21 protein-coding genes and 1 pseudogene are annotated in these 24,954 nt (G+C 51.2%); 14 read left to right on the plus strand and 8 right to left on the minus strand.

The genetic code is table 11. From position 1 onward, the window contains the following. Positions 1-102: 102 nt before the first annotated feature. Both PS053_RS18250 and rpsT read right to left on the minus strand, forming a co-directional pair. A pseudogene (locus PS053_RS18250) lies at positions 103-668 on the minus strand (pentapeptide repeat-containing protein); the annotation flags it as partial. A gap of 475 nt (positions 669-1,143) precedes the next feature. Then, the gene (gene rpsT, locus PS053_RS18255) at positions 1,144-1,407 is read right to left on the minus strand and encodes a 30S ribosomal protein S20 (protein WP_001274021.1); all 264 of its coding nucleotides are present in this window, start codon (positions 1,405-1,407) and stop codon (positions 1,144-1,146) included. 102 nt (positions 1,408-1,509) lie between these two features. On the opposite strand from rpsT, the gene PS053_RS18260 reads away from it, so the two are divergent. The 12 genes from PS053_RS18260 (at position 1,510) to caiF (ending at position 15,404) form a co-directional block, all read left to right on the plus strand. Next, positions 1,510-1,728: a DUF2575 family protein gene (locus PS053_RS18260; protein ID WP_010338300.1), complete on the plus strand. Its 219-nt coding sequence runs from the start codon at positions 1,510-1,512 to the stop codon at positions 1,726-1,728. 7 nt (positions 1,729-1,735) lie between these two features. Continuing rightward, positions 1,736-2,677 (plus strand): bifunctional riboflavin kinase/FAD synthetase, encoded by a 942-nt coding sequence (ribF, locus tag PS053_RS18265; protein ID WP_000767342.1) that lies wholly within the window; start codon positions 1,736-1,738, stop codon positions 2,675-2,677. 42 nt (positions 2,678-2,719) lie between these two features. Continuing rightward, complete coding sequence (gene ileS, locus PS053_RS18270) at positions 2,720-5,536, plus strand: isoleucine--tRNA ligase (RefSeq protein WP_059224808.1); 2,817 nt, start codon at positions 2,720-2,722, stop codon at positions 5,534-5,536. Then, complete coding sequence (gene lspA / locus PS053_RS18275) at positions 5,536-6,030, plus strand: signal peptidase II (RefSeq protein WP_000083387.1); 495 nt, start codon at positions 5,536-5,538, stop codon at positions 6,028-6,030. Before ileS ends, lspA begins: the two co-directional genes overlap by 1 nt. 125 nt (positions 6,031-6,155) lie before the next feature. Next, a complete protein-coding gene (gene fkpB / locus PS053_RS18280) occupies positions 6,156-6,605 on the plus strand; it encodes an FKBP-type peptidyl-prolyl cis-trans isomerase (RefSeq protein WP_059224809.1) in 450 nt (149 codons plus the stop codon). Between the two features lies 1 nt (position 6,606). After that, complete coding sequence (ispH, locus tag PS053_RS18285; RefSeq protein ID WP_001166407.1) at positions 6,607-7,557, plus strand: 4-hydroxy-3-methylbut-2-enyl diphosphate reductase; 951 nt, start codon at positions 6,607-6,609, stop codon at positions 7,555-7,557. A 65-nt stretch (positions 7,558-7,622) separates the two neighbouring features. Continuing rightward, positions 7,623-8,537: a ribonucleoside hydrolase RihC gene (gene rihC, locus PS053_RS18290; protein WP_001239110.1), complete on the plus strand. Its 915-nt coding sequence runs from the start codon at positions 7,623-7,625 to the stop codon at positions 8,535-8,537. 22 nt (positions 8,538-8,559) lie between these two features. Then, positions 8,560-8,925: a DUF805 domain-containing protein gene (locus tag PS053_RS18295; RefSeq protein WP_044708066.1), complete on the plus strand. Its 366-nt coding sequence runs from the start codon at positions 8,560-8,562 to the stop codon at positions 8,923-8,925. A 159-nt stretch (positions 8,926-9,084) separates the two neighbouring features. Beyond that, complete coding sequence (gene dapB, locus PS053_RS18300; RefSeq protein ID WP_137649573.1) at positions 9,085-9,906, plus strand: 4-hydroxy-tetrahydrodipicolinate reductase; 822 nt, start codon at positions 9,085-9,087, stop codon at positions 9,904-9,906. A gap of 455 nt (positions 9,907-10,361) precedes the next feature. After that, on the plus strand, positions 10,362-11,510 hold the full coding sequence (carA, locus tag PS053_RS18305; RefSeq protein WP_273774343.1) for a glutamine-hydrolyzing carbamoyl-phosphate synthase small subunit: 1,149 nt from the start codon (positions 10,362-10,364) through the stop codon (positions 11,508-11,510). 17 nt (positions 11,511-11,527) lie between these two features. Beyond that, positions 11,528-14,749 carry a carbamoyl-phosphate synthase large subunit gene (gene carB, locus PS053_RS18310; RefSeq protein WP_001126337.1) on the plus strand — a complete coding sequence of 1,074 codons (3,222 nt, stop codon included), beginning with the start codon at positions 11,528-11,530 and terminating at the stop codon, positions 14,747-14,749. A 259-nt stretch (positions 14,750-15,008) separates the two neighbouring features. Beyond that, positions 15,009-15,404, plus strand: coding sequence for a carnitine metabolism transcriptional regulator CaiF (gene caiF, locus PS053_RS18315; RefSeq protein WP_000333130.1), 396 nt, complete (start codon positions 15,009-15,011; stop codon positions 15,402-15,404). An 83-nt stretch (positions 15,405-15,487) separates the two neighbouring features. Here the strand turns inward: caiF and caiE are convergent, their stop codons facing one another. The 6 genes from caiE to caiT form a co-directional block, all read right to left on the minus strand. Continuing rightward, complete coding sequence (caiE, locus tag PS053_RS18320) at positions 15,488-16,078, minus strand: carnitine operon protein CaiE (RefSeq protein WP_054409873.1); 591 nt, start codon at positions 16,076-16,078, stop codon at positions 15,488-15,490. A 6-nt stretch (positions 16,079-16,084) separates the two neighbouring features. After that, on the minus strand, positions 16,085-16,870 hold the full coding sequence (gene caiD / locus PS053_RS18325; RefSeq protein ID WP_256878700.1) for a crotonobetainyl-CoA hydratase: 786 nt from the start codon (positions 16,868-16,870) through the stop codon (positions 16,085-16,087). Between the two features lie 109 nt (positions 16,871-16,979). Continuing rightward, on the minus strand, positions 16,980-18,533 hold the full coding sequence (caiC, locus tag PS053_RS18330; RefSeq protein WP_149476736.1) for a crotonobetaine/carnitine-CoA ligase: 1,554 nt from the start codon (positions 18,531-18,533) through the stop codon (positions 16,980-16,982). 72 nt (positions 18,534-18,605) lie between these two features. Then, entirely contained in the window at positions 18,606-19,823 is a 1,218-nt protein-coding gene (caiB, locus tag PS053_RS18335; protein ID WP_059267788.1) for an L-carnitine CoA-transferase, read from the minus strand. A gap of 195 nt (positions 19,824-20,018) precedes the next feature. After that, on the minus strand, positions 20,019-21,161 hold the full coding sequence (gene caiA / locus PS053_RS18340; RefSeq protein ID WP_000347119.1) for a crotonobetainyl-CoA dehydrogenase: 1,143 nt from the start codon (positions 21,159-21,161) through the stop codon (positions 20,019-20,021). A 30-nt stretch (positions 21,162-21,191) separates the two neighbouring features. Continuing rightward, positions 21,192-22,706, minus strand: coding sequence for an L-carnitine/gamma-butyrobetaine antiporter (gene caiT / locus PS053_RS18345; protein ID WP_000650970.1), 1,515 nt, complete (start codon positions 22,704-22,706; stop codon positions 21,192-21,194). Between the two features lie 482 nt (positions 22,707-23,188). On the opposite strand from caiT, the gene PS053_RS18350 reads away from it, so the two are divergent. Continuing rightward, a complete protein-coding gene (locus PS053_RS18350; protein ID WP_059214864.1) occupies positions 23,189-23,959 on the plus strand; it encodes an electron transfer flavoprotein FixA in 771 nt (256 codons plus the stop codon). 14 nt (positions 23,960-23,973) lie between these two features. Beyond that, entirely contained in the window at positions 23,974-24,915 is a 942-nt protein-coding gene (locus PS053_RS18355) for an electron transfer flavoprotein subunit alpha/FixB family protein (RefSeq protein ID WP_059218482.1), read from the plus strand. Positions 24,916-24,954: the final 39 nt, after the last annotated feature.

Consider the following 24,954-nt stretch of genomic DNA (forward strand, 5'->3'; position numbering starts at 1 on the left):
TGTATGTTGTGACTCCGCACACTCAATGATTATCCCGTTATAATGATATTTACGTCTCTAATGAGCAATACTTTTCATCAGGGTTATACATTCGTTGATAGCTTGAAGGTATTTTTTAATTTCCTGACTAAGATGGCCTTTATATTTGTCTATTTCCCGGTGCTTCCCGTTTTGCGATATCTCCAGGCGTTCATAAAATGACTGGAGATTGTTGCAGGCCTCATAAAATGTTTCAGGCGTATATAAATTTGAGTATATTTCCTGATTGAAGTTTATCTTTAAGAAATTAATGAATTTTAGATAGCAATCATGGGATATCTTAATATTATCAGAAATATATTTATTTGTCCTGTCATCAAAAACATACAGACTAAGTAATGTAATATTCTGATGTTGTAAAAAAGAAAATTGAACAGTGTGTTCTATGAGTTTACATCTATAAAAATGTGCGTCTATCAGATGAGTGTGTTGAAAAAAAACATGAATAGCCGGCGATGGTGTAGGTAAATGTTGGCTTCTGTAAAAATCGTCAAATAATATTATGAACTCAGCTTTATAATCGCAAAATATTTTTAATAGCTCATATTTTCTTGTTTTTTTACTAACATATCTTCTGCTGTATTTGATTTATAAAGGTAATGTGGCGAAGTATAGATACCATCTGTCATTATCATTCCTTGAAGGTGAATAATTTTTTACACTTTATTTTAAGAGTAAATACGACTACTATCAAAAATCGCTCATTCTTTTTAATAAAAGCAAGAGAAATGAATGTTTAATATATGTTGAATATTGTTGGTGATTTATAAGATTTAATAAGCAGATATTTATAGATGGTTAAAGTATATGAAAAATTAATTCAGAAATAGATCCGCCTTGAGTTTAATTCCTCATTTTGCACCAACCTTCCCAATTTTTATCGAAACTTTTAGATTGAGTAGAGAATCTTATTCAGACTGCATCAGTCGAGTCGTATTGTGAACCCACAAAGAGTGCGGATTTAGTGGGTAATCATAGCGGGAGCTTTGCATGAACTCGCAGCCGTTGAGACTCTGTCAATCGGCTTTGTGTTCTCACAAAAACGACAGGCATAAAAAAACCCGCTTGCGCGGGCTTTTTCACAAAGCTTCAGCAAATTGGCGATTAAGCCAGTTTGTTGATCTGTGCAGTCAGGTTAGCCTTATGACGTGCAGCTTTGTTTTTGTGGATCAGACCTTTAGCAGCCTGACGGTCCACGATCGGTTGCATTTCGTTAAATGCTTTCTGTGCAGCAGCTTTGTCGCCAGCTTCGATAGCTGCGTATACTTTCTTGATGAAAGTACGCATCATAGAGCGACGGCTTGCGTTGTGCTTACGAGCCTTTTCAGACTGAATGGCGCGCTTCTTAGCTGATTTGATATTAGCCAAGGTCCAACTCCCAAATGTGTTCTATATGGACAATTCAAAGGCCGAGGAATATGCCCTTTTAGCCTTCTTTTGTCAATGGATTTGTGCAAATAAGCGCCGTTAATGTGCCGACGCTCGTTACGTAGTGATGGCGCAGGATTCTACCAGCTTGCGTGGTGCGAATACAGCTTTTCCACGATAAAAATTGCAGCAGGCGGTCAGTTTCTTCCCGTGATTTGCGCCATAGCAATGAAAAGCCACTTCTTTCTGATTTCGGTACCCAATCGCCGGTTAACCTTGACCGCTGTACAAGGTATACTCGGACGATTTTCACTGTTTTGAGCCAGACATGAAGCTGATACGCGGCATACATAATCTCAGCCAGGCCCCACAGGAGGGGTGTGTGCTGACTATTGGTAATTTTGACGGCGTGCATCGCGGCCATCGCGCGCTGTTGCAGGGCTTGCAGGAAGAAGGGCGCAAACGCAGTTTGCCAGTGATGGTGATGATTTTTGAGCCTCAACCGCTGGAGCTGTTTGCGACTGATAAAGCCCCGGCACGCCTGACCAGGATGCGGGAAAAACTGCGTTACCTCGCTGAGTGCGGCGTGGATTACGTGCTGTGCGTGCGTTTTGACAGACGCTTTGCGGCGCTGACAGCGCAAAATTTCATCAGTGATCTTCTGGTGAAGCATTTGCGGGTAAAATTTCTTGCTGTCGGCGATGATTTCCGCTTTGGCGCTGGTCGTGAAGGCGATTTCTTGTTATTACAGAAAGCTGGCGCTGAATATGGCTTCGACATCACCAGCACGCAAACTTTCTGCGAAGGTGGTGTGCGTATCAGCAGCACCGCCGTGCGTCAGGCACTGGCGGATGACAATCTGGTCCTGGCCGAAAGTTTACTGGGGCACCCGTTTGCCATCTCCGGGCGTGTTGTTCACGGTGATGAGCTAGGGCGCACTATTGGTTTCCCGACGGCGAATGTGCCGCTGCGTCGTCAGGTTTCCCCGGTTAAAGGGGTTTATGCGGTGGAAGTGCTGGGCCTCGGCGAAAAGCCGTTGCCTGGTGTCGCAAACATCGGAACGCGCCCAACGGTTGCAGGTATTCGCCAGCAACTGGAAGTGCATTTATTAGATGTTGTAATGGACCTTTACGGTCGCCATATACAAGTAGTGCTGCGTAAAAAAATACGCAATGAGCAGCGATTTGCGTCGCTGGACGAACTGAAAGCGCAGATTGCGCGTGATGAATTAACCGCCCGCGAATTTTTTGGGCTAACAAAACCGGCTTAAGCCTGTTATGTAATCAAACCGAAATACGGAACTGAGAATCTGATGAGTGACTATAAATCAACCCTGAATTTGCCGGAAACAGGGTTCCCGATGCGTGGCGATCTCGCCAAGCGCGAACCGGGAATGCTGGCGCGTTGGACTGATGATGATCTGTACGGCATCATCCGTGCGGCTAAAAAAGGCAAAAAAACCTTCATTTTGCATGATGGCCCTCCTTATGCGAATGGCAGCATTCATATTGGTCACTCGGTTAACAAGATTCTGAAAGACATTATCATTAAGTCCAAAGGGCTTTCTGGGTATGACTCGCCGTATGTGCCCGGTTGGGACTGCCATGGTCTGCCGATCGAGCTGAAAGTAGAGCAAGAATACGGTAAGCCAGGTGAGAAATTCACCGCTGCTGAGTTCCGCGCTAAGTGCCGTGAATACGCGGCTACCCAGGTTGACGGTCAGCGCAAAGACTTTATCCGTCTGGGCGTGCTGGGCGACTGGTCGCACCCGTACCTGACCATGGACTTCAAAACGGAAGCCAACATCATCCGCGCGCTGGGTAAAATCATTGGCAACGGTCATCTGCACAAAGGCGCTAAGCCGGTGCACTGGTGTGTTGACTGCCGTTCTGCGCTGGCTGAAGCGGAAGTTGAGTATTACGACAAAACTTCTCCGTCCATCGACGTCGCTTTCCAGGCGGTCGATCAGGATGCGCTGAAAGCAAAATTTGGCGCAAGCAACGTTAACGGCCCCATTTCGCTGGTTATCTGGACCACCACGCCGTGGACACTGCCTGCTAACCGTGCAATCTCCATTGCACCTGATTTCGACTATGCGCTGGTGCAGATCGACGGCCAGGCCGTGATTCTGGCGAAAGATCTGGTAGAAAGCGTAATGCAGCGTATCGGCGTTACCGATTACACCATTCTTGGCACGGTGAAAGGTGCCGAGCTGGAGTTGCTGCGCTTTACCCATCCGTTTATGGACTTCGATGTTCCGGCAATTCTCGGTGATCACGTTACGCTGGATGCTGGTACCGGTGCCGTTCATACCGCGCCTGGTCACGGCCCGGATGACTATGTGATCGGTCAGAAATACGGTCTGGAAACCGCTAACCCGGTTGGCCCGGACGGCACTTATCTGCCAGGCACTTACCCGACTCTGGATGGCGTTAACGTTTTCAAAGCGAACGATATTGTCATTGCATTGTTGCAGGAAAAAGGTGCGCTGTTGCACGTTGAGAAAATGCAACACAGCTACCCGTGCTGCTGGCGTCACAAAACGCCGATCATTTTCCGCGCGACACCTCAGTGGTTTGTCAGCATGGACCAGAAAGGTCTACGTGCGCAGTCGCTGAAAGAGATTAAAGGCGTACAGTGGATCCCGGACTGGGGCCAGGCGCGTATTGAATCAATGGTTGCTAACCGTCCTGACTGGTGTATTTCCCGTCAGCGCACCTGGGGCGTACCGATGTCACTGTTCGTGCATAAAGACACTGAAGAGCTGCATCCGCGTACCCTCGAACTGATGGAGGAAGTGGCGAAACGCGTTGAAGTTGACGGTATCCAGGCGTGGTGGGATCTCGATGCGAAAGAGCTCCTCGGCGACGACGCTGACCAGTACGTGAAAGTGCCGGATACGCTGGACGTGTGGTTTGACTCCGGGTCTACCCACTCTTCCGTTGTCGACGTGCGCCCGGAATTTGCCGGTCACGCTGCTGACATGTATCTGGAAGGTTCTGACCAGCACCGTGGCTGGTTCATGTCTTCTTTGATGATCTCCACCGCGATGAAAGGCAAAGCGCCGTATCGTCAGGTACTGACTCATGGCTTCACCGTGGATGGTCAGGGTCGTAAGATGTCCAAATCCATCGGCAACACCGTTTCGCCGCAGGATGTGATGAACAAACTGGGCGCGGATATTCTGCGTCTGTGGGTGGCATCAACTGATTACACCGGTGAAATGGCCGTTTCTGACGAGATCCTGAAACGTGCTGCCGACAGCTATCGTCGTATCCGTAACACTGCACGCTTCCTGCTGGCAAACCTCAATGGTTTCGATCCGGCAAAAGATATGGTGAAACCGGAAGATATGGTGGTACTGGATCGCTGGGCCGTGGGCTGTGCGAAAGCCGCGCAGGAAGACATCCTCAAGGCTTACGAAGCGTACGATTTCCACGAAGTAGTACAGCGCTTGATGCGTTTCTGCTCCGTTGAGATGGGGTCCTTCTACCTCGACATCATCAAAGACCGTCAGTACACCGCCAAAGCAGACAGCGTGGCGCGTCGTAGCTGCCAGACTGCGCTGTATCACATCGCAGAAGCGCTGGTTCGCTGGATGGCGCCGATTCTTTCCTTCACCTCTGATGAAGTGTGGGGCTATCTGCCGGGCGAACGTGAAAAATACGTCTTCACTGGAGAGTGGTACGAAGACCTGTTTGGTCTGGCAGACAGCGAAGCGATGAACGATGCGTTCTGGGACGAACTGTTGCAAGTACGCGGCGAAGTGAACAAAGTCATTGAGCAGGCGCGCGCCGACAAGAAAGTGGGCGGGTCGCTGGAAGCGGCAGTGACGCTGTATGCAGAACCGGAGCTGGCGGCGAAATTGACCGCGCTGGGCGATGAATTACGATTTGTCCTGTTGACCTCTGGCGCTGTCGTTGCAGATTACAATGACGCTCCTGCTGATGCTCAGCAGAGCGAAGTTCTCAAAGGGCTGAAAATCGCGTTGAGTAAAGCCGAAGGTGAGAAGTGCCCACGCTGCTGGCACTACACTCAGGATATCGGCAAGGTGGCGGAACACGCAGAAATCTGCGGCCGCTGTGTCAGCAACGTCGCCGGTGACGGTGAAAAACGTAAGTTTGCCTGATGAGTCAATCGATCTGTTCAACAGGACTACGCTGGCTGTGGCTGGTAGTCGTCGTGCTGATTATCGATCTGGGCAGCAAATACCTGATCCTCCAGAATTTTGCTCTGGGGGATACAGTTTCGCTGTTCCCGTCGCTTAATCTGCATTATGCGCGTAACTATGGCGCGGCGTTTAGTTTCCTTGCCGATAGCGGCGGCTGGCAGCGTTGGTTCTTTGCCGGTATTGCGATTGGTATTAGCGTGATCCTGACGGTGATGATGTATCGCTCGAAGGCGACGCAGAAACTAAACAATATCGCTTACGCGCTGATTATTGGCGGCGCGCTGGGCAACCTGTTCGACCGTCTGTGGCACGGCTTCGTTGTCGATATGATCGACTTCTACGTCGGCGACTGGCACTTTGCCACCTTCAACCTCGCCGATACTGCAATTTGTGTCGGTGCGGCACTGATTGTGCTGGAAGGTTTTTTGCCTTCTAAAGCGAAAAAACAATAATAAACCCTGCCGGATGCGATGCTAGCGCATCTTATCCGGCCTACAGATTGTTGCGAAATTGTAGGCCGGATAAAGCGTTTACGCCGCATCCGGCAAAAATCCTCAAAATACAAGAGCAAACCTGCATGTCTGAATCTGTACAGAGCAATAGCGCCGTCCTGGTGCACTTCACGCTAAAACTCGACGATGGCACTACCGCCGAGTCTACTCGCAACAACGGTAAACCGGCGCTGTTTCGCCTGGGTGATGCTTCTCTTTCCGAAGGGCTGGAGCAACACCTGCTGGGGCTGAGAGTGGGCGACAAAACTACCTTTTCGCTGGAGCCTGATGCGGCGTTTGGCGTGCCGTCACCGGACCTGATTCAGTACTTCTCCCGTCGGGAGTTTATGGAGGCAGGCGAGCCAGAAATTGGCGCAATAATGCTTTTTACCGCAATGGATGGCAGTGAGATGCCTGGCGTGATCCGCGAAATTAACGGCGATTCTATTACCGTTGATTTCAACCATCCGCTGGCCGGGCAGACCGTTCATTTTGATATTGAAGTGCTGGAAATCGATCCGGCACTGGAGGCGTAACATGCAGATCCTGTTGGCCAACCCACGTGGTTTTTGTGCCGGGGTAGACCGCGCTATCAGCATTGTTGAAAACGCGCTGGCCATTTACGGCGCACCGATATATGTCCGCCACGAAGTGGTGCATAACCGCTACGTGGTCGATAGCCTGCGCGAGCGTGGCGCTATCTTTATTGAGCAGATTAGTGAAGTGCCGGACGGCGCGATTCTGATTTTCTCCGCGCACGGTGTTTCTCAGGCGGTACGCAATGAAGCGAAAAGCCGCGATCTGACGGTATTCGACGCGACCTGTCCGCTGGTGACCAAAGTGCATATGGAAGTCGCCCGCGCCAGTCGCCGTGGTGAAGAGTCAATTCTCATCGGTCACGCCGGTCACCCGGAAGTAGAAGGTACGATGGGCCAGTACAGCAACCCGGAAGGGGGAATGTATCTGGTCGAATCGCCGGAAGATGTGTGGAAACTGACAGTCAAAAATGAAGGGAAGCTTTCTTTTATGACCCAGACCACCCTGTCGGTGGATGACACATCCGATGTGATCGACGCGTTGCGTAAACGCTTCCCGAAAATCGTCGGGCCGCGTAAAGATGATATTTGCTATGCCACCACCAACCGTCAGGAAGCGGTACGCGCTCTGGCGGAGCAGGCGGAAGTGGTGTTAGTGGTGGGGTCGAAAAACTCTTCCAACTCCAACCGCCTGGCAGAACTGGCGCAGCGCATGGGTAGACACGCATTTTTGATTGACGATGCAGCAGACATCCAGGAAGAGTGGGTGAAAGGCGTCAATTGTGTTGGCGTGACCGCCGGCGCATCGGCCCCGGATATTCTGGTGCAGAATGTGGTTGCACGTTTACAGCAGCTTGGCGGCGGCGAAGCTATTCCGCTGGAAGGCCGCGAAGAAAACATCGTTTTCGAAGTGCCGAAAGAACTGCGTGTGGATATTCGTGAAGTCGATTAAGTCATTAGCAGCCTAAGTTATGCGAGAATGCCGGTCTTGTTACCGGCATTTTTTATGGAGAAAATATGCGTTTGCCAATTTTTTTAGATACCGATCCCGGTATCGACGATGCTGCGGCAATTGCCGCCGCGCTTTTTGCCCCTGAGCTGGATCTTCAGCTAATGACTACCGTTGGAGGCAATGTTTCCGTACAGAAAACTACCCGAAACGCGCTGCAACTGTTGCATTTCTGGAATGCGGATATCCCTCTCGCTCAGGGGGCTGCCGTGCCGTTGGTGCGTGCGCCGCGCGATGCATCGCATGTTCACGGCGAATCAGGCATGGAAGGTTACGACTTCGTTGAGCACAACCGAAAACCATTAGAGAAACCAGCCTTTCTTGCTATTCGGGATGCGTTAATGACAGCTCCAGAGCCTATTACGCTGGTGGCAATTGGCCCGTTGACCAATATTGCGTTACTGCTCTCGCAATGCCCGGAATGCAAACCGAATATTCGTCGCCTGGTGATCATGGGGGGGTCAGCGGGGCGTGGTAATTTAACACCAAATGCCGAGTTTAATATTGCTGTCGATCCTGAAGCTGCTGCTCAGGTCTTCCAGAGTGGGCTGGATATTGTGATGTGTGGTCTGGACGTCACCAATCAGGCGATGTTAACCCCGGAGTATCTCTCCACGTTGCCTGAATTAAATCGCACCGGAAAAATGCTCCACGCGCTGTTTAGCCACTATCGCAGCGGCAGTATGCAAAGCGGTCTGCGAATGCATGATCTCTGTGCCATCGCCTGGCTGGTGCGCCCGGACTTGTTCACTCTCAAACCGTGTTTTGTTGCGGTGGAAACTCAGGGCGAATTTACCTCCGGTACTACGGTTGTGGATATTGAAGGTCGCATGGGTAAACCCGCCAACGTTCGGGTGGCGCTGGATCTGGACGTGAACGGCTTTCGCCAGTGGGTCGCTGAGGTCTTAGCCCTGGCAAAGTAATTGCAGAGCAAGGAGGTGCTTAATGACGTATGGAGAAGCGTATTTAGCGGGGTGGAAGAATATCTTTAATTATAAAGGCGTTGCCACCCGCTCTGAGTTCTGGTCGTTTATGAGTGGTAGTGTCGCTATCTGCTTGCTGCCGCTTTTATGCTGGTGGTGTGCGGCAACAATTGACCGTGATTACGGTGTTTTCCTTTTTTATGCGCTGCCCGTTTCATTTCTCTTAACGTTGATTTTTGCTGTACCAGCGATAGCGTTAGTCGTCAGAAGGATGCACGATATCGGGCATTCGGGGTGGTGGTTTGCTATTGTCGTGTTGATCCCTTTTACGGGCATATTTCTGCTAATAATGTGCTGCCTGCCGTCAAAATCACAAAACCAGGCATAATGCCAGAGGGCATGACGTGGCCGTTTTTGCGTCATGCCTTCCACTGATATCCCTCCCTGTTTATCATTAAATTCTAATTATCGGCGTTTTTGGCTGGCGGCGTAGCAATGCGCTGGTTACTCTGAAAACGATCTATGCAATTAACAAAAGAGAATAGCTATGCATGATGCAAACATCCGCGTTGCCATCGCGGGAGCCGGAGGACGTATGGGCCGCCAGTTGATTCAGGCGGCGCTGGCATTAGAAGGCGTGCAGCTTGGTGCGGCGCTGGAGCGTGAAGGATCTTCTTTATTGGGCAGCGATGCAGGCGAACTGGCAGGAGCCGGAAAAACCGGTGTTATCGTGCAAAGCAGCCTCGATGCGGTAAAAGATGATTTCGATGTATTTATCGATTTTACCCGCCCGGAAGGTACGCTGAACCATTTGGCTTTTTGCCGCCAGCACGGTAAAGGGATGGTGATTGGCACGACAGGTTTTGACGAAGCAGGAAAACTGGCGATTCGTAATGCCGCTGAAGATATTGCGATTGTCTTTGCCGCCAACTTTAGTGTCGGTGTTAACGTCATGCTTAAGTTGCTGGAGAAAGCGGCGAAAGTGATGGGGGACTATACCGATATCGAAATTATTGAAGCACATCATCGGCATAAAGTGGATGCGCCATCAGGTACTGCGTTGGCAATGGGAGAGGCGATTGCCCACGCTCTGGATAAAGAGCTGCAAGATTGCGCCGTTTACAGTCGTGAAGGCCATACCGGTGAACGTGTGCCAGGTACTATTGGTTTTGCAACTGTACGGGCGGGGGACATCGTTGGTGAACACACTGCCATGTTTGCTGATATCGGCGAGCGCCTGGAGATTACCCATAAAGCTTCCAGCCGTATGACCTTTGCTAACGGTGCGATAAGATCGGCATTGTGGCTAAATGGCAAGAAAAGTGGTCTTTTTGATATGCGAGATGTGCTTAAACTCAATGGTTTTTAATAGCAAAACTATTGTTTTTGCACAAAAACAATAGTTGTATATGCATGATTGCAAAGGGCTTTTGTTTTTAGCCCTTTTATTTTTGTCGTTATGTTTTAAAATTTTCAGTAAGTGCTAAAAATAACCTCTTTTACCTTCTGTTTTTGTTGTTTTAATGTAAATTTTGACCATTTGGTCCACTTTTTTCTACGTGTTTTTATTTCATGCAATCTTCTCGTTACGCAAGCGTTTTCCAGACAATGTTATGTGATATTTTTATCGCTTAATGCCTGTAAAACATGCATGAGCCGCGAAATGATATAAAAAATCCCGTCATTAAGTTGACATTTAACCCACTTATCTCCAGAATGCCGCCGTTTGCCAGAAATTCGTCGGTAAGCAGATTTGCATTGATTCACGTCATCATTGTGAATTAATATGCAAATAAAGTGAGTGAATATTCTCTGGAGGGTGTTTTGATTAAGTCAGCGCTATTGGTTCTGGAAGACGGAACCCAGTTTCACGGTCGGGCCATAGGGGCAACAGGTTCGGCGGTTGGGGAAGTCGTTTTCAATACTTCAATGACCGGTTATCAAGAAATCCTCACTGATCCTTCTTATTCTCGCCAAATCGTCACTCTTACTTATCCTCATATCGGTAATGTCGGCACCAATGAAGCCGATGAAGAATCCTCTCAGGTACATGCCCAAGGTCTGGTGATTCGCGACCTGCCGCTGATTGCCAGCAACTTCCGTAATACCGAAGACCTCTCTTCTTACCTGAAACGCCATAACATCGTGGCGATTGCCGATATCGATACCCGTAAGCTGACGCGTTTGCTGCGTGAAAAGGGCGCACAGAATGGTTGCATCATCGCGGGCGATAACCCGGATGCGGTGCTGGCATTAGAAAAAGCCCGCGCGTTCCCAGGTCTGAACGGTATGGATCTGGCAAAAGATGTGACCACCGCAGAAACCTATAGCTGGACACAAGGGAGCTGGACGCTGACCGGCGGCCTGCCAGAAGCGAAAAAAGAAGACGAGCTGCCGTTCCATGTGGTGGCTTATGATTTCGGCGCCAAACGCAATATCCTGCGTATGCTGGTGGACAGAGGCTGTCGCCTGACCATCGTTCCGGCGCAAACCCCGGCTGAAGATGTGCTGAAAATGAATCCAGACGGCATCTTCCTCTCCAACGGTCCTGGCGACCCGGCACCATGTGATTACGCTATTACCGCCATCCAGAAATTCCTCGAAACCGATATTCCGGTATTTGGTATCTGCCTCGGCCATCAGTTGCTGGCGCTGGCCAGTGGTGCGAAGACCATCAAAATGAAATTTGGTCACCACGGCGGCAACCATCCGGTTAAAGATGTGGAGAAAAACGTGGTGATGATTACCGCCCAGAACCACGGTTTTGCGGTGGATGAAGCAACATTGCCTGCAAACCTGCGCGTGACACACAAATCCCTGTTCGACGGTACGTTACAGGGGATTCATCGCACCGATAAACCGGCATTCAGCTTCCAGGGCCACCCTGAGGCCAGCCCCGGTCCGCACGACGCCGCGCCGTTGTTCGACCGCTTTATCGAGTTAATTGAGCAGTACCGTAAAACCGCTAAGTAATCAGGAGTAAAAGAGCCATGCCAAAACGTACAGATATAAAAAGTATCCTGATTCTGGGTGCGGGCCCGATTGTTATCGGTCAGGCGTGTGAGTTTGACTACTCTGGCGCGCAAGCATGTAAAGCCCTGCGCGAAGAGGGTTACCGCGTCATTCTGGTGAACTCTAACCCAGCGACCATCATGACCGACCCGGAAATGGCCGATGCAACCTACATCGAGCCGATTCACTGGGAAGTGGTACGCAAGATTATTGAAAAAGAGCGCCCGGATGCAGTGCTGCCGACGATGGGGGGTCAGACGGCGCTGAACTGTGCGCTGGAGCTGGAACGTCAGGGCGTGCTGGAAGAGTTCGGCGTCACTATGATTGGTGCCACCGCTGACGCGATAGATAAAGCAGAAGACCGTCGCCGTTTCGACGTGGCGATGAAGAAAATCGGTCTGGAAACTGCGCGCTCCGGCATCGCACACTCAATGGAAGAAGCGCTGGCGGTTGCCGCTGAAGTGGGTTTCCCGTGCATTATTCGCCCATCCTTTACCATGGGCGGTAGCGGTGGCGGTATCGCTTATAACCGCGAAGAATTTGAAGAAATTTGTGCCCGCGGTCTGGATCTCTCCCCGACCAAAGAGCTGCTGATTGATGAGTCGTTGATAGGCTGGAAAGAGTACGAGATGGAAGTGGTGCGTGATAAAAACGACAACTGCATCATCGTCTGCTCTATCGAAAACTTCGACGCGATGGGCATCCATACTGGTGATTCCATCACTGTAGCGCCAGCGCAAACGCTGACCGACAAAGAATACCAAATCATGCGTAACGCCTCGATGGCGGTACTGCGTGAAATCGGCGTTGAAACCGGCGGTTCTAACGTCCAGTTTGCGGTTAACCCAAAAAACGGTCGTCTGATTGTTATCGAAATGAACCCGCGTGTATCCCGTTCTTCGGCGCTGGCGTCGAAAGCCACCGGCTTCCCGATTGCCAAAGTGGCAGCGAAACTGGCGGTCGGTTATACCCTCGACGAACTGATGAATGACATCACTGGCGGTCGCACTCCGGCTTCCTTCGAACCGTCTATCGATTACGTTGTGACGAAAATTCCTCGCTTCAACTTCGAGAAATTTGCCGGGGCTAATGACCGTCTGACCACCCAGATGAAATCGGTTGGCGAAGTGATGGCGATTGGTCGCACCCAGCAGGAATCGCTGCAAAAAGCCCTGCGCGGCCTCGAAGTTGGCGCGACGGGTTTCGACCCGAAAGTCAGCCTTGATGACCCGGAAGCGCTGACTAAAATCCGCCGTGAACTGAAAGACGCTGGCGCAGAGCGTATCTGGTACATCGCCGATGCCTTCCGCGCAGGCCTGTCTGTGGATGGCGTGTTTAATCTGACTAACATCGATCGCTGGTTCCTGGTACAAATCGAAGAACTGGTGCGTCTGGAAGAGAAAGTGGCAGAAGTGGGTATCACTGGCCTGAACGCTGACTTCCTGCGCCAGTTGAAACGTAAAGGCTTTGCCGATGCGCGTCTGGCAAAACTGGCGGGCGTACGCGAAGCGGAAATTCGCAAGCTGCGTGACCAGTATGACCTGCACCCGGTCTACAAGCGCGTGGATACTTGTGCGGCAGAGTTCGCCACTGACACCGCGTACATGTACTCCACCTATGAAGAAGAGTGCGAAGCGAATCCGTCTACCGACCGTGAAAAAATTATGGTGCTGGGTGGCGGTCCGAACCGTATCGGTCAGGGTATCGAGTTCGACTACTGCTGCGTACACGCCTCGCTGGCGCTGCGTGAAGACGGTTATGAAACCATCATGGTTAACTGTAACCCGGAAACCGTTTCCACCGATTACGACACTTCCGACCGTCTCTACTTCGAGCCGGTAACCCTGGAAGACGTGCTGGAAATTGTGCGTATTGAGAAGCCGAAAGGCGTTATCGTGCAGTACGGCGGTCAGACCCCGCTGAAACTGGCGCGCGCGCTGGAAGCTGCTGGCGTACCGGTTATCGGTACCAGCCCGGATGCCATCGACCGTGCGGAAGACCGTGAACGCTTCCAGCACGCGGTTGACCGTCTGAAACTGAAACAACCGGCGAACGCCACCGTGACCACCATTGAAATGGCGGTAGAGAAGGCGAAAGAGATTGGTTACCCGCTGGTGGTGCGCCCGTCTTACGTTCTCGGCGGTCGCGCGATGGAAATCGTTTACGACGAAGCCGACCTGCGCCGCTACTTCCAGACGGCGGTCAGCGTGTCTAACGATGCGCCGGTATTGCTGGACCACTTCCTCGATGACGCGGTAGAAGTCGATGTGGACGCCATCTGCGACGGCGAAATGGTGCTGATTGGCGGCATCATGGAACATATCGAACAGGCGGGCGTGCACTCCGGTGACTCCGCATGTTCTCTGCCAGCGTACACCTTAAGCCAGGAAATACAGGATGTGATGCGCCAACAGGTGCAGAAACTAGCCTTCGAATTGCAGGTGCGCGGCCTGATGAACGTGCAGTTTGCGGTGAAAAACAACGAAGTCTACCTGATTGAAGTTAACCCGCGTGCAGCGCGTACCGTTCCGTTCGTCTCCAAAGCGACCGGTGTACCGCTGGCGAAAGTGGCGGCGCGCGTGATGGCAGGTAAAACGCTGGCTGAGCAGGGCGTGACCAAAGAAGTTATCCCGCCGTATTACTCGGTGAAAGAAGTGGTGCTGCCGTTCAACAAATTCCCTGGCGTTGACCCGCTGTTAGGACCAGAAATGCGTTCTACCGGGGAAGTGATGGGCGTGGGTCGCACTTTTGCTGAAGCGTTTGCCAAAGCACAACTGGGTAGCAACTCCACCATGAAGAAACACGGTCGTGCGCTGCTCTCTGTGCGTGAAGGTGACAAAGAGCGCGTGGTGGACCTGGCGGCAAAACTGCTGAAACAGGGCTTTGAACTGGATGCGACCCACGGTACGGCGATTGTGCTGGGCGAAGCGGGCATCAATCCGCGTCTGGTAAACAAGGTGCATGAAGGTCGTCCGCACATTCAGGACCGTATCAAGAATGGCGAATATACCTACATCATCAACACCACCTCAGGTCGCCGCGCAATTGAAGATTCCCGCGTGATTCGTCGTAGTGCGCTGCAATATAAAGTGCATTATGACACCACCCTGAACGGTGGTTTTGCCACTGCGATGGCGCTGAATGCCGATGCGACCGAAAAAGTTATTTCGGTACAGGAAATGCACGCACAGATCAAATAATAATGTGTTATGGCGGATATTTTTTATCCGCTATTTTGATCGAATAACGAATACGGTTCTCTGCTGAGGACCGTTTTGTTGCCTATAAAGCAAATCTTTCTTGGAATTTATATTTTTGATGGCATAAGCAGGATTTAGCTCACACTAATCCACAGTTAAGTTGCATACTATCGATATATCCACAATTTTAATATGGCCTTGTTTTATTCATTCCGAACAAGTCATAGCCAGATTTTTAATTTGTGAAACTGGAGTTTGTATGTGTGAAGGATATGTTGAAAAACCACTCTATTTGTTAATCGCCGAATGGATGATGGCTGAAAACCGGTGGGTGACAGCAAGAGAGATTTCTATCCATTTCGATATTGAACACAGCAAGGCGATTAATACCCTGACTTATATTCTGTCGGAAGTCGCAGAAATAAGCTGCGAAGTTAAGATGATCCCTAATAAGCTGGAAGGGCGGGGATGCCAGTGTCAGCGGTTAGTAAAAGTGGTTGAGATTGATGCGCAAATCTATGCGCGTCTGCGGCATAACAGTCGGGAAAAATTAGTGGCTCTGAGAAAGACGCCGCGTATTCCAGCCGTTCCGCTTACGGAGCTGAATCGCGAGCAGAAGTGGCAGATGATGTTGTCGAAGAGTATGCGTCGTTAATTTAATTTCGTTGATACCGTGCGGCCTGGTTGCCGGATGCGATGCTGGCCCATCTTATCCGGCCTACGGGGTATCCGGCGGTGTTATCGTTTTGGCGCAACATCCGTCGTCCCCTGCAAACGGGGACGATTTTCCTCCATTTGTGTCAATGGCTGTGTTTCTCGTAACGCTGTATGGCAGCGTCCAACCAAATCCTGGTACTCTTTGGTATTCAACCGCTTCCAGTGCAACTCGTCATCACGAACACTGCGTACCGCGCGGGCTGGCGTGCCCATCAATAACTGGCGTTTCTCGCCACTAAAACCCGCTTTGACAAAGCTCATGGCGGCAACAATGCTTTCTTCGCCAATGACTGCGCCATCCATAATTACGCTGTTCATCCCGACCAATGCATCACGACCAATCACACAGCCATGCAGAATAGCACCATGACCGATATGGCCGTTCTCCCCCACAATGGTGTCGGTATCGCAGTAGCCGTGCATGATGCAACCATCCTGAATATTGGCCCCCGCTTGCACGATCAACCGCCCGTAATCACCGCGCAGTGAGGCGAGGGGACCGATGTAAACACCGGCTCCCACAATCACATCACCAATCAATACCGCGCTGGGATGGACAAACGCCGTAGGATGAACCACAGGAATTAATCCTTCGAAGGCGTAGTAGCTCATCTATTGTTAACGCCCTTTCCATACCGGATCGCGCTTCTCGGCAAACGCCAGCGGCCCTTCAATGGCATCTTCCGAATGCAGAACCGATGGATAGTGTTTCAGTACGCCGCTGCGAATATAACGATATGCTTCCTCCACGGGCATTTCACTGGTGGCGCGGTAGATCTCTTTCAGCGCCGCAATTGCCAGCGGGGCGCTGTTAACCAGTTGTTGTGCCAGTTCGCGGGCGTTATCCATCAGCTCCGCCTGGCTAACCACGCGGTTGACTACCCCCCAACGCAGCGCCTCTTCTGCGCCCATTCTTCTGCCGGTCATTATCATTTCATTAACGATGGCAGGTGGTAGGATCTTCGGCAGACGCAGCACGCCGCCGCTGTCTGGAACGATGCCCAGTTTGGCTTCCGGCAGGGCGAAGCTGGCGTTATCCGCGCAGACAATAAAATCTGCGGCCAGCGCCAGTTCAAAGCCGCCGCCAAAGGCATATCCGTTCACGGCGGCGATGACCGGTTTGTCGAGATTAAAAATTTCGGTTAAACCCGCAAAACCCCCCGGACCGAAATCAGCATCCGGCACTTCGCCTTCCGCTGCCGCTTTTAAATCCCAGCCTGCGGAAAAGAATTTCTCTCCGGCACCGGTAATGATGGCGACGCGCAATTGCGGATCGTCACGGAAATTAAGAAATACTTCGCCCATTTCAAAGCTGGTTTTTGCATCAATGGCATTCGCTTTTGGACGATCAAGGGTAATTTCCAGAATTGATCCATTGCGGGTCAGATGTAATGATTCACTCATTCCTTTTCTCCATTTTGGCTTTTTCAGGGACGATAACGCCCCTGCAAAGAATGCATATTATTTTTAGAACGTGATTATTAGTTGGCAGGGTAGTTCCCTGCCGTTTCATTTATTTCAGATTCTTTCTGATTATTTTCCCCGAGCAATTACGCGGCAGATCGGTTCTGATCTCCAGATAAGACGGCACCTTAAATTTCGCCATATTTTGCTCGCAGAAACAGAAGAATTCTTCTTCACTTAATGTTTCACCCTCATTCAGCACGACAAATGCTTTGATGGCTTCATCGCGAATAGCGTCTTTAATACCTACAACCACAATGTCCTGAATTTTCGGATGCGTGGAGATAATATTTTCCAGCTCCACACAGGAGACGTTCTCTCCGCCGCGCTTAATCATATTGCAGCGGCGATCGACGAAGTAAAAAAAGCCCTCTTCGTCGCGGTATCCCGTATCGCCGGTATGCAACCAGCCATCGGCTTCCAGGACTCTGGCGGTGGCCTGCGGATTGAGAAAATATTCTTTGAAGATGGTTTTCCCTGGTTCGCCTTTTATGCAGATTTCTCCGATTTCACCTGCCGGGAGCGGGCGATTGTGATCGTCGCGGATCTCCGCTTCGTAGCAAAATCCCGCCCGACCAATCGACGGCCAGCGACGTTTATCGCCGGGGCGATCGCCGATAATGCCCACAATGGTTTCCGTCATCCCGTAAGACGTCAGCAAGCGGACGCCGAAGCGTTCACAAAAAGCGTCTTTTTCCTGCTCTGACAGGTTGAGATAAAACATCACTTCCCGCAGGCAGTGTTGCCTGTCATTCGCAGAAGGTGGTTGTACCATCAGGGTACGGATCATCATCGGAATACATTCGGTAACGGTGGCACGGTACTTCTGTACCTGTCCCCAGAAGGCGCGGACGCTGTATTTCTCGACCAGCACAAAGGTGGCCCCGGCAGAAAATGCCGCCATTGCCGCAGTACACTGGCAATCGATATGAAATGCAGGCATTACCGTCAGATAGATGTCATCATCACGCAGTGCGCACTGCCAGGCGGAGTAATATCCGGCAAAGCGCAGATTGTAATGGGTAATTACCACCCCTTTCGGGCGAGAGGTTGTACCGGAGGTAAAAAGAATTTCCGCCGTATCGTCGGTCGATAGCGGCGGTGCATAGCACAAGGTGGCTGGTTGTTGATTTTTTAGTTGAGTAAACGAACTTATGCCGTCATCAGCGGGAATCTCCACATCTGTCAGACAGATATGCCGTAGCTGTGTTTCGTCTTCCTGCTGAATCTGCTGATACATAGGATAAAATTGTGCGCTGGTTACCAGCAGACACGCCTGGCTGTTTTGCAGGATCCACGCGCTCTCTTCGCGCAGCAGGCGAGCGTTAATCGGCACCATAATCGCGCCGATTTTTGCCAGTCCGAACCAGCAAAAGATAAATTCCGGGCAGTTGTCGAGATGTAGTGCAACCTTGTCGCCTTTGCGAATTCCCAGCGTATAAAACAGGTTTGCCGTGCGGTTAATTTCCTGATTTAACTCAAGATAACTATACCGGTTGACGTTCCCACTACTGGATTCACAAATTAGCGCCGTTTTATGACCGTAAACGTCCGCCAGATCGTCCCACATTTGACGTAGATGTTGTCCGCCAATGATATCCATTGCACCTCTATCCATTTTGTTCGTTTGTGATTGGGCGGGCGCGCGTCGGGCAAATCGACGCGCGCCGCGCGTTTAATCCTCAACTTTGGCCAGACCTTTGTTGACCAACTCCTGGATGTCGTTTTCGCTGTAGCCGATATTTTTCAAAATGGCGGCGGTGTCCATGCCGTGTGATGGCATACCGCGCCAGATTTGGCCTGGGTTATTTTTGAATTTCGGCATCACGTTCGGCCCTTTGCAGGTGCGTCCGTCCATCGTTTGCCACTGGGTGATCGACTCGCGAGCGATATACTGTGGATTGTTTTCCAGCTCCGGTACGGTCAGCACTTTGGCACAGGCGATATTCAGTTCCGCAAAGCGTTCTTTCACTTCAGCGATAGTGTGCGCTGCCAGCCAGGCATCGAGTTTCTCTTCTACCAGCGGACCGTAAGGACATTCGATACGGTGGATAAGCTGGGTGCCTTCCGGGATTTCTGGCGTGCCGAGCAGGTGCGCGAGGCCAATATCTTTAAAGCATTCTTCAATTTGGGTAATGCCTACCAGTTCCATCACGATGTAGCCGTCGGCGCATTTGTACAGGCCGCAACCGGCGTAGTAGGGATCTTTCCCTTTGGTCATGCGAGGGCACATTTCACCGCCGTTGAAGTAATCCATCATGAAGTACTGGCCCATACGCAGCATCACTTCATACATGGCGATGTCGATACTTTCGCCTTTGCCGGTTTCGCGCACTTTATGCAGTGCTGCCAGCGCCGCCGTGGTGGCGGTCAGGCCAGAAAAGTAGTCGGCGGTATAGGGGAAAGCAGGCATTGGCTGGTCAACGTCGCCGTTCTGAATCAGGTAGCCACTGAAGGCCTGGGCGATGGTGTTATAGGCAGGGAGATTGGTGTACTCCTCGGTGCCGTACTGACCGAAACCGGACAAGTGAGCGATAACCAGTTTCGGGTTGTGCTGCCACAGCACTTCATCGGTAATGCCGCGGCGGGCAAAGGCTGGGCCTTTACTGGCTTCGATGAAGATATCGGTGGTTTCCATTAATTTCAGAAACGCTTCGCGGCCTTCATCTTTGAAGATATTTAACGACAGCGCGTGCAGGTTGCGGCGAGAAAGCTGTGGGTAGTTCGGTTGAACGCGAATGGTGTCGGCCCAGGCAACGTTTTCGATCCAGATAACTTCCGCCCCCCATTCCGCGAACATTTGCCCGGCGAACGGCCCGGCGATTTCGATACCGGAGAAGACAACGCGTAATCCGGCCAGCGGCCCGAATTTCGGCATCGGTAGATGATCCATTATTAGCTCCTGAAAAATGTGTGTAGCGCATGATTGCCGGATGCGGCGTAAACGCCTTATCCGGCCTACTGTAGGCCTGATAAGCGAAGCGCATCAGGCAACGGCGCATGCTTGCTGGATGCGGCATAAATGCCTTATCCGGCCTACCGTAGGCCTGATAAGACGCGTCAGCGTCGCATCAGGCAGCGCACTGAATTAGCGGTATTGCTTCAGCACCGCACGACCCAGCGTCAGGATCTGCATTTCGTCAGATCCACCGGAGACGCGGTCTACACGCAGGTCACGCCAGAAGCGGCTGATGCGGTGGTTGCCCGCAATCCCGACGCCGCCCAGCACCTGCATTGCGCTATCCACCACTTCAAATGCCGCATTGGCGCAGAAGTATTTGCACATCGCCGCATCACCAGAGGTGATGGTGCCGTTGTCCGCTTTCCACGCTGCTTCATAGAGCATGTTTTTCATGGAGTTTAATTTGATCGCCATATGGGCGAATTTTTCCTGGATTAACTGGAAGCGACCAATCGTTTCACCAAACTGTACGCGTTGGTTGGCGTAACGCGCCGCATCTTCAAAGGCGCACATCGCTGTACCGTAGTTGGTGAGGGCCACCAGGAAACGTTCGTGATCGAACTCTTCTTTCACACGGTTAAAGCCGTTACCTTCCCGACCGAACATGTCTTTCTCGTCCAGTTCCACATCGTCAAAGGTGATTTCACAGCAGCTATCCATACGCAGGCCGAGCTTCTCAAGTTTGGTTACTTTGATGCCCGGTTTGCTCATATCAACAAACCATTCGGTGTAGACAGGTTTGTCTGGAGAAGCGCCGTCGCGCGCCATCACCACGATGTACGGGGTGTAGGCGCTGCTGGTAATAAAACACTTACTACCATTAAGATAAATCTTACCATTTCTACGGGTATAAGTCGTTTTCAGGCTACCTACGTCGGAGCCAGCGCCCGGTTCGGTAATTGCTGAGTTCCACATCTGCTTACCGGTGCCGCGGAAAGCCATGATCTTGTCGATCTGCTCTTGCGTACCTTCACGCAGGAAGGTGTTAAACCCGCCCGGTAACTGATACAGCACGTAAGTTGGCGCCCCCAGACGACCCAGTTCCATCCACACGGCGGCGAGGGTAACAAACCCCGCGTCCAGACCACCGTGTTCTTCCGGGATCAGCAGGCTGTCGATACCCATATCCGCCAGGGCTTTGACAAAACGCTCCGGGTAAACGCTGTCACGGTCACACTCGGCAAAATAAGCTTCCCAGTTTTCGCTGGCCATCAGTTCGCGGATACCGGCGACAAACAGTTCCTGCTCATCATTTAAATTAAAATCCATCTTTCAACCTCTTGATATTTTGGGGGTTAATTAATCTTTCCAGTTCTGTTTCGCGTCTTTAATAAAGGAGAGCGTCACCATGATGTTGACGAAGAACAGCGGGCATCCTCCGGCGATAATGGCGGTTTGAATCGGTTTCAGGCCGCCGAGCGCCAGCAGAACAATGCCGATAATGCCAACCAGAACTGACCAACCAATGCGCACCAGCAGCGGGGGTTCTTCGCCGTCACGCACTTCGCGGCAGGTGGACATCGCCAGGGTATAAGAGCAGGCGTTAACCAGCGTAACGGTGGCAATAAAGCAGAGAATGAAGAAGCCCCACATAGTGGCGGTGCTAAGCGGCAGTGCGGCCCAGGTTTCGATAATGGCGCGCGCCACGCCGTACTGTTCAATCAGATGCGGAATGTTGATGATGTTTTTATCTATCAACAGCAAAGTGTTACTGCCGAGTACGGTCCACAGGATCCAGGTGGAAGCCGTCAGGCCCAGCACCATGCCGAAACACAGTTCACGCACGGTACGACCACGGGAGATACGGGCGAGGAAAATGCTCATCTGGATGGCGTAAATCACCCACCATGCCCAGTAGAATACGGTCCAACCCTGCGGGAAGCCGCCTTTGGCGATGGGATCGGTATAGAACAACATGCGCGGCAGATACATCAGCAACATCCCCACCGAGTCGGTGAAGTAGTTCATGATGAAGCTGGCGCCGCTGACGATGAATACCCAACCCAGCATCAGGAAGCTCAGGTAGCTACGTACGTCGCTGGCGATACGCACCCCTTTTTGCAGACCGCAGGCGACGCAAATGGCGTTGAGGATGATCCAGCAGGTAATGATGATGGCATCCAGTTGCAGGGTATGCGGAATGCCAAACAACCACTGCATACACTCAGTCACCAGTGGTGTGGCAAGGCCGAGACTGGTGCCCATTGCGAAGATCAAGGCGACGAGATAGAAGTTGTCGACGATAGTGCCGAACAACCCTTTGGCGTGTTTTTCACCTACCAGCGGCACCAGGGTGGAACTGGGGCGAATGACTTCCATTTTGCGGACAAAGAAGAAGTAAGCGAAGGCGACAGAAAGGAAGCTGTAAGTGGCCCACGGTAGCGGCCCCCAGTGGAACAAGCTGTAAGCCAGTCCCAACTCTTTCGCGCCTGTTGAGTTCGGTTCTAAGCCAAACGGCGGGGTAGAAATGTAGTAGTAGATCTCAATTGATCCCCAGAACAGTACGGCAGCCGACGTACAGGAGGCGAACATCATAAAGATCCAACTGGCGGTGCTAAATTCCGGTGGTTCGTTACCTAAACGCTTTTTGGCATACGGGCCAAACACCAGCCAGAACCAGCCGAAAAGCATCACCACCATATACCATTCAAACGCCCATCCCCATACATTGGTGACGTAGCTGAATACGGCATTAATAACGACATTCGCCGCATCCAGATCTCTGACTGTAAGCCAACAAAGTATGCCAACGATTATTAACGGCGGAAAGAACACCTTCGGTTCTATTCCCGTTTTTCTCTTTTCATCTTTCATGAGTTAATTCCACTGTAAAAATAAATATTTATTTTGCGGTCCCGTTTGTTTTCTTTTTGTTTATTTTTGTTAACATTTAACTTGATTATTTTTAACCTCGTGGACGCGTTAATGGCTAACCCATAATGGGTATACAATTGGCTGTGTTCTGTGATGTGAATCACATTTTATTATTGGGTGAATGTCTGGTGTTTTTAGTGATTTATTCTTTGTAAATCAATGTGATGATGTTTGTTTTGATGGAAAAACTAACACCTGACTTTCAATATTGGTGATCCATAAAACAATATTGAAAATTTCTCTTTGCCACGGTCTGGTTTCAATATTGGTGAAGTACTTAACAATATTGAAAGTTGGATTTATCTGCGTGTGACATTTTCAATATTGGTGATTAAAGTTTTATTCCCGAATTAAAGGACGTGATATCTGTAATTAACACCACCGATATGAACGACGTTTCCTTCATGATTTCTGGAGATGCAATGAAGATTATTACTTGCTATAAGTGCGTGCCTGATGAACAGGATATTGCGGTCAATAATGCTGATGGTTCATTAGACTTCAGCAAAGCCGATGCGAAAATAAGCCAATACGATCTGAACGCTATTGAAGCGGCTTGCCAGTTAAAACAGCAGGCACCAGAGGCGCAGGTGACGGCCTTAAGTGTGGGCGGTAAAGCTCTGACCAACGCCAAAGGGCGCAAAGATGTGTTGTCGCGCGGCCCGGATGAATTGATTGTGGTGATTGATGACCAGTTCGAGCAGGCACTGCCGCAACAAACGGCGACTGCACTGGCTGCCGCCGCCCAGAAAGCAGGCTTTGATCTGATCCTCTGCGGCGATGGTTCTTCCGACCTTTATGCTCAACAGGTTGGCCTGCTGGTCGGCGAAATCCTTAATATTCCGGCAGTTAACGGCGTCAGCAAAATCCTCTCCCTGACAGCAGATACTCTGACCGTTGAACGCGAACTGGAAGATGAAACAGAAACGTTAAGCATTCCACTGCCTGCGGTCGTTGCTGTTTCTACGGATATCAACTCCCCACAAATTCCTTCGATGAAAGCCATTCTCGGCGCGGCGAAAAAGCCAGTCCAGGTGTGGTCGGCGGCGGATATCGGCTTTAACGCGGAGGCGGCCTGGTCTGAACAACAGGTTGCCGCGCCGAAACAGCGCGAACGTCAGCGCATCGTGATTGAAGGCGACGGCGAAGAACAGATCGCCGCATTTGCTGAAAATCTTCGCAAAGTCATTTAATTACAGGGGATGCTATGAACACGTTTTCTCAAGTCTGGGTATTCAGCGATACCCCTTCTCGTCTGCCGGAACTGATGAACGGTGCGCAGGCTTTAGCGAGTCAAATCAACACATTTGTCCTCAATGATGCCGACGGTGTACTGGCAATCCAGCTCGGCGCTAATCATGTCTGGAAATTAAGTGGCAAGCCGGACGATCGGATGATCGAAGATTACGCTGGAGTGATGGTGGACACCATTCGCCAGCACGGTGCAGACGGTCTGGTGTTGCTGCCTAACACTCGTCGCGGAAAATTACTGGCGGCGAAACTGGGTTATCGCCTTAAAGCGGCGGTGTCTAACGATGTCAGCACCGTCAGTGTGCAGGACGGCAAAGCGACGGTGAAACACATGGTTTACGGTGGCCTGGCGATTGGCGAAGAACGTATTGCCACGCCATATGCGGTACTGACCATCAGCAGCGGCACGTTCGATGCGGCTCAGCCAGACGCATCACGCACTGGCGAAACGCACACCGTGGAGTGGCAGGCTCCGGCTGTGGCGATTACCCGCACGGCAACGCAGGCGCGCCAGAGCAACAGCGTCGATCTCGATAAAGCCCGTCTGGTGGTCAGCGTCGGCCGCGGCATTGGCAGTAAAGAGAACATTGCGCTGGCAGAACAACTTTGTCAGGCGATTGGTGCGGAGCTGGCCTGTTCTCGTCCGGTGGCGGAAAACGAGAAATGGATGGAGCACGAACGCTATGTCGGTATCTCCAACCTGATGCTGAAACCCGATCTGTACCTGGCGGTGGGGATCTCCGGGCAGATCCAGCACATGGTTGGCGCTAATGCATCGCAAACTATTTTTGCCATCAATAAAGATAAAAATGCGCCGATTTTCCAGTACGCGGATTACGGCATTGTTGGCGACGCCGTGAAGATCCTTCCGGCGCTGACCGCAGCGTTAGCGCGTTGATCTATTCAGGCAGGGCTGCATTTTGGCCCTGCCGCTGAC

Origin of the sequence: Escherichia albertii, from assembly GCF_028622335.1 — a bacterium.
GTDB lineage: Bacteria > Pseudomonadota > Gammaproteobacteria > Enterobacterales > Enterobacteriaceae > Escherichia > Escherichia albertii.

Excerpts from the sequence above, each read along its gene's own strand:
- caiB (WP_059267788.1), bottom strand. The coding sequence starts at position 19,823 with ATGGATCATCTACCGATGCCGAAATTCGGGCCGCTGGCCGGATTACGC.
- PS053_RS18350 (WP_059214864.1), top strand. The coding sequence starts at position 23,189 with ATGAAGATTATTACTTGCTATAAGTGCGTGCCTGATGAACAGGATATT.
- caiC (WP_149476736.1), bottom strand. The coding sequence starts at position 18,533 with ATGGATATCATTGGCGGACAACATCTACGTCAAATGTGGGACGATCTG.
- caiT (WP_000650970.1), bottom strand. The coding sequence starts at position 22,706 with ATGAAAGATGAAAAGAGAAAAACGGGAATAGAACCGAAGGTGTTCTTT.
- dapB (WP_137649573.1), top strand. The coding sequence starts at position 9,085 with ATGCATGATGCAAACATCCGCGTTGCCATCGCGGGAGCCGGAGGACGT.
- PS053_RS18355 (WP_059218482.1), top strand. The coding sequence starts at position 23,974 with ATGAACACGTTTTCTCAAGTCTGGGTATTCAGCGATACCCCTTCTCGT.
- ribF (WP_000767342.1), top strand. The coding sequence starts at position 1,736 with ATGAAGCTGATACGCGGCATACATAATCTCAGCCAGGCCCCACAGGAG.
- ispH (WP_001166407.1), top strand. The coding sequence starts at position 6,607 with ATGCAGATCCTGTTGGCCAACCCACGTGGTTTTTGTGCCGGGGTAGAC.
- rihC (WP_001239110.1), top strand. The coding sequence starts at position 7,623 with ATGCGTTTGCCAATTTTTTTAGATACCGATCCCGGTATCGACGATGCT.
- caiF (WP_000333130.1), top strand. The coding sequence starts at position 15,009 with ATGTGTGAAGGATATGTTGAAAAACCACTCTATTTGTTAATCGCCGAA.
- caiE (WP_054409873.1), bottom strand. The coding sequence starts at position 16,078 with ATGAGCTACTACGCCTTCGAAGGATTAATTCCTGTGGTTCATCCTACG.
- lspA (WP_000083387.1), top strand. The coding sequence starts at position 5,536 with ATGAGTCAATCGATCTGTTCAACAGGACTACGCTGGCTGTGGCTGGTA.
- caiA (WP_000347119.1), bottom strand. The coding sequence starts at position 21,161 with ATGGATTTTAATTTAAATGATGAGCAGGAACTGTTTGTCGCCGGTATC.
- carB (WP_001126337.1), top strand. The coding sequence starts at position 11,528 with ATGCCAAAACGTACAGATATAAAAAGTATCCTGATTCTGGGTGCGGGC.
- fkpB (WP_059224809.1), top strand. The coding sequence starts at position 6,156 with ATGTCTGAATCTGTACAGAGCAATAGCGCCGTCCTGGTGCACTTCACG.
- ileS (WP_059224808.1), top strand. The coding sequence starts at position 2,720 with ATGAGTGACTATAAATCAACCCTGAATTTGCCGGAAACAGGGTTCCCG.
- PS053_RS18295 (WP_044708066.1), top strand. The coding sequence starts at position 8,560 with ATGACGTATGGAGAAGCGTATTTAGCGGGGTGGAAGAATATCTTTAAT.
- PS053_RS18260 (WP_010338300.1), top strand. The coding sequence starts at position 1,510 with ATGTGCCGACGCTCGTTACGTAGTGATGGCGCAGGATTCTACCAGCTT.
- caiD (WP_256878700.1), bottom strand. The coding sequence starts at position 16,870 with ATGAGTGAATCATTACATCTGACCCGCAATGGATCAATTCTGGAAATT.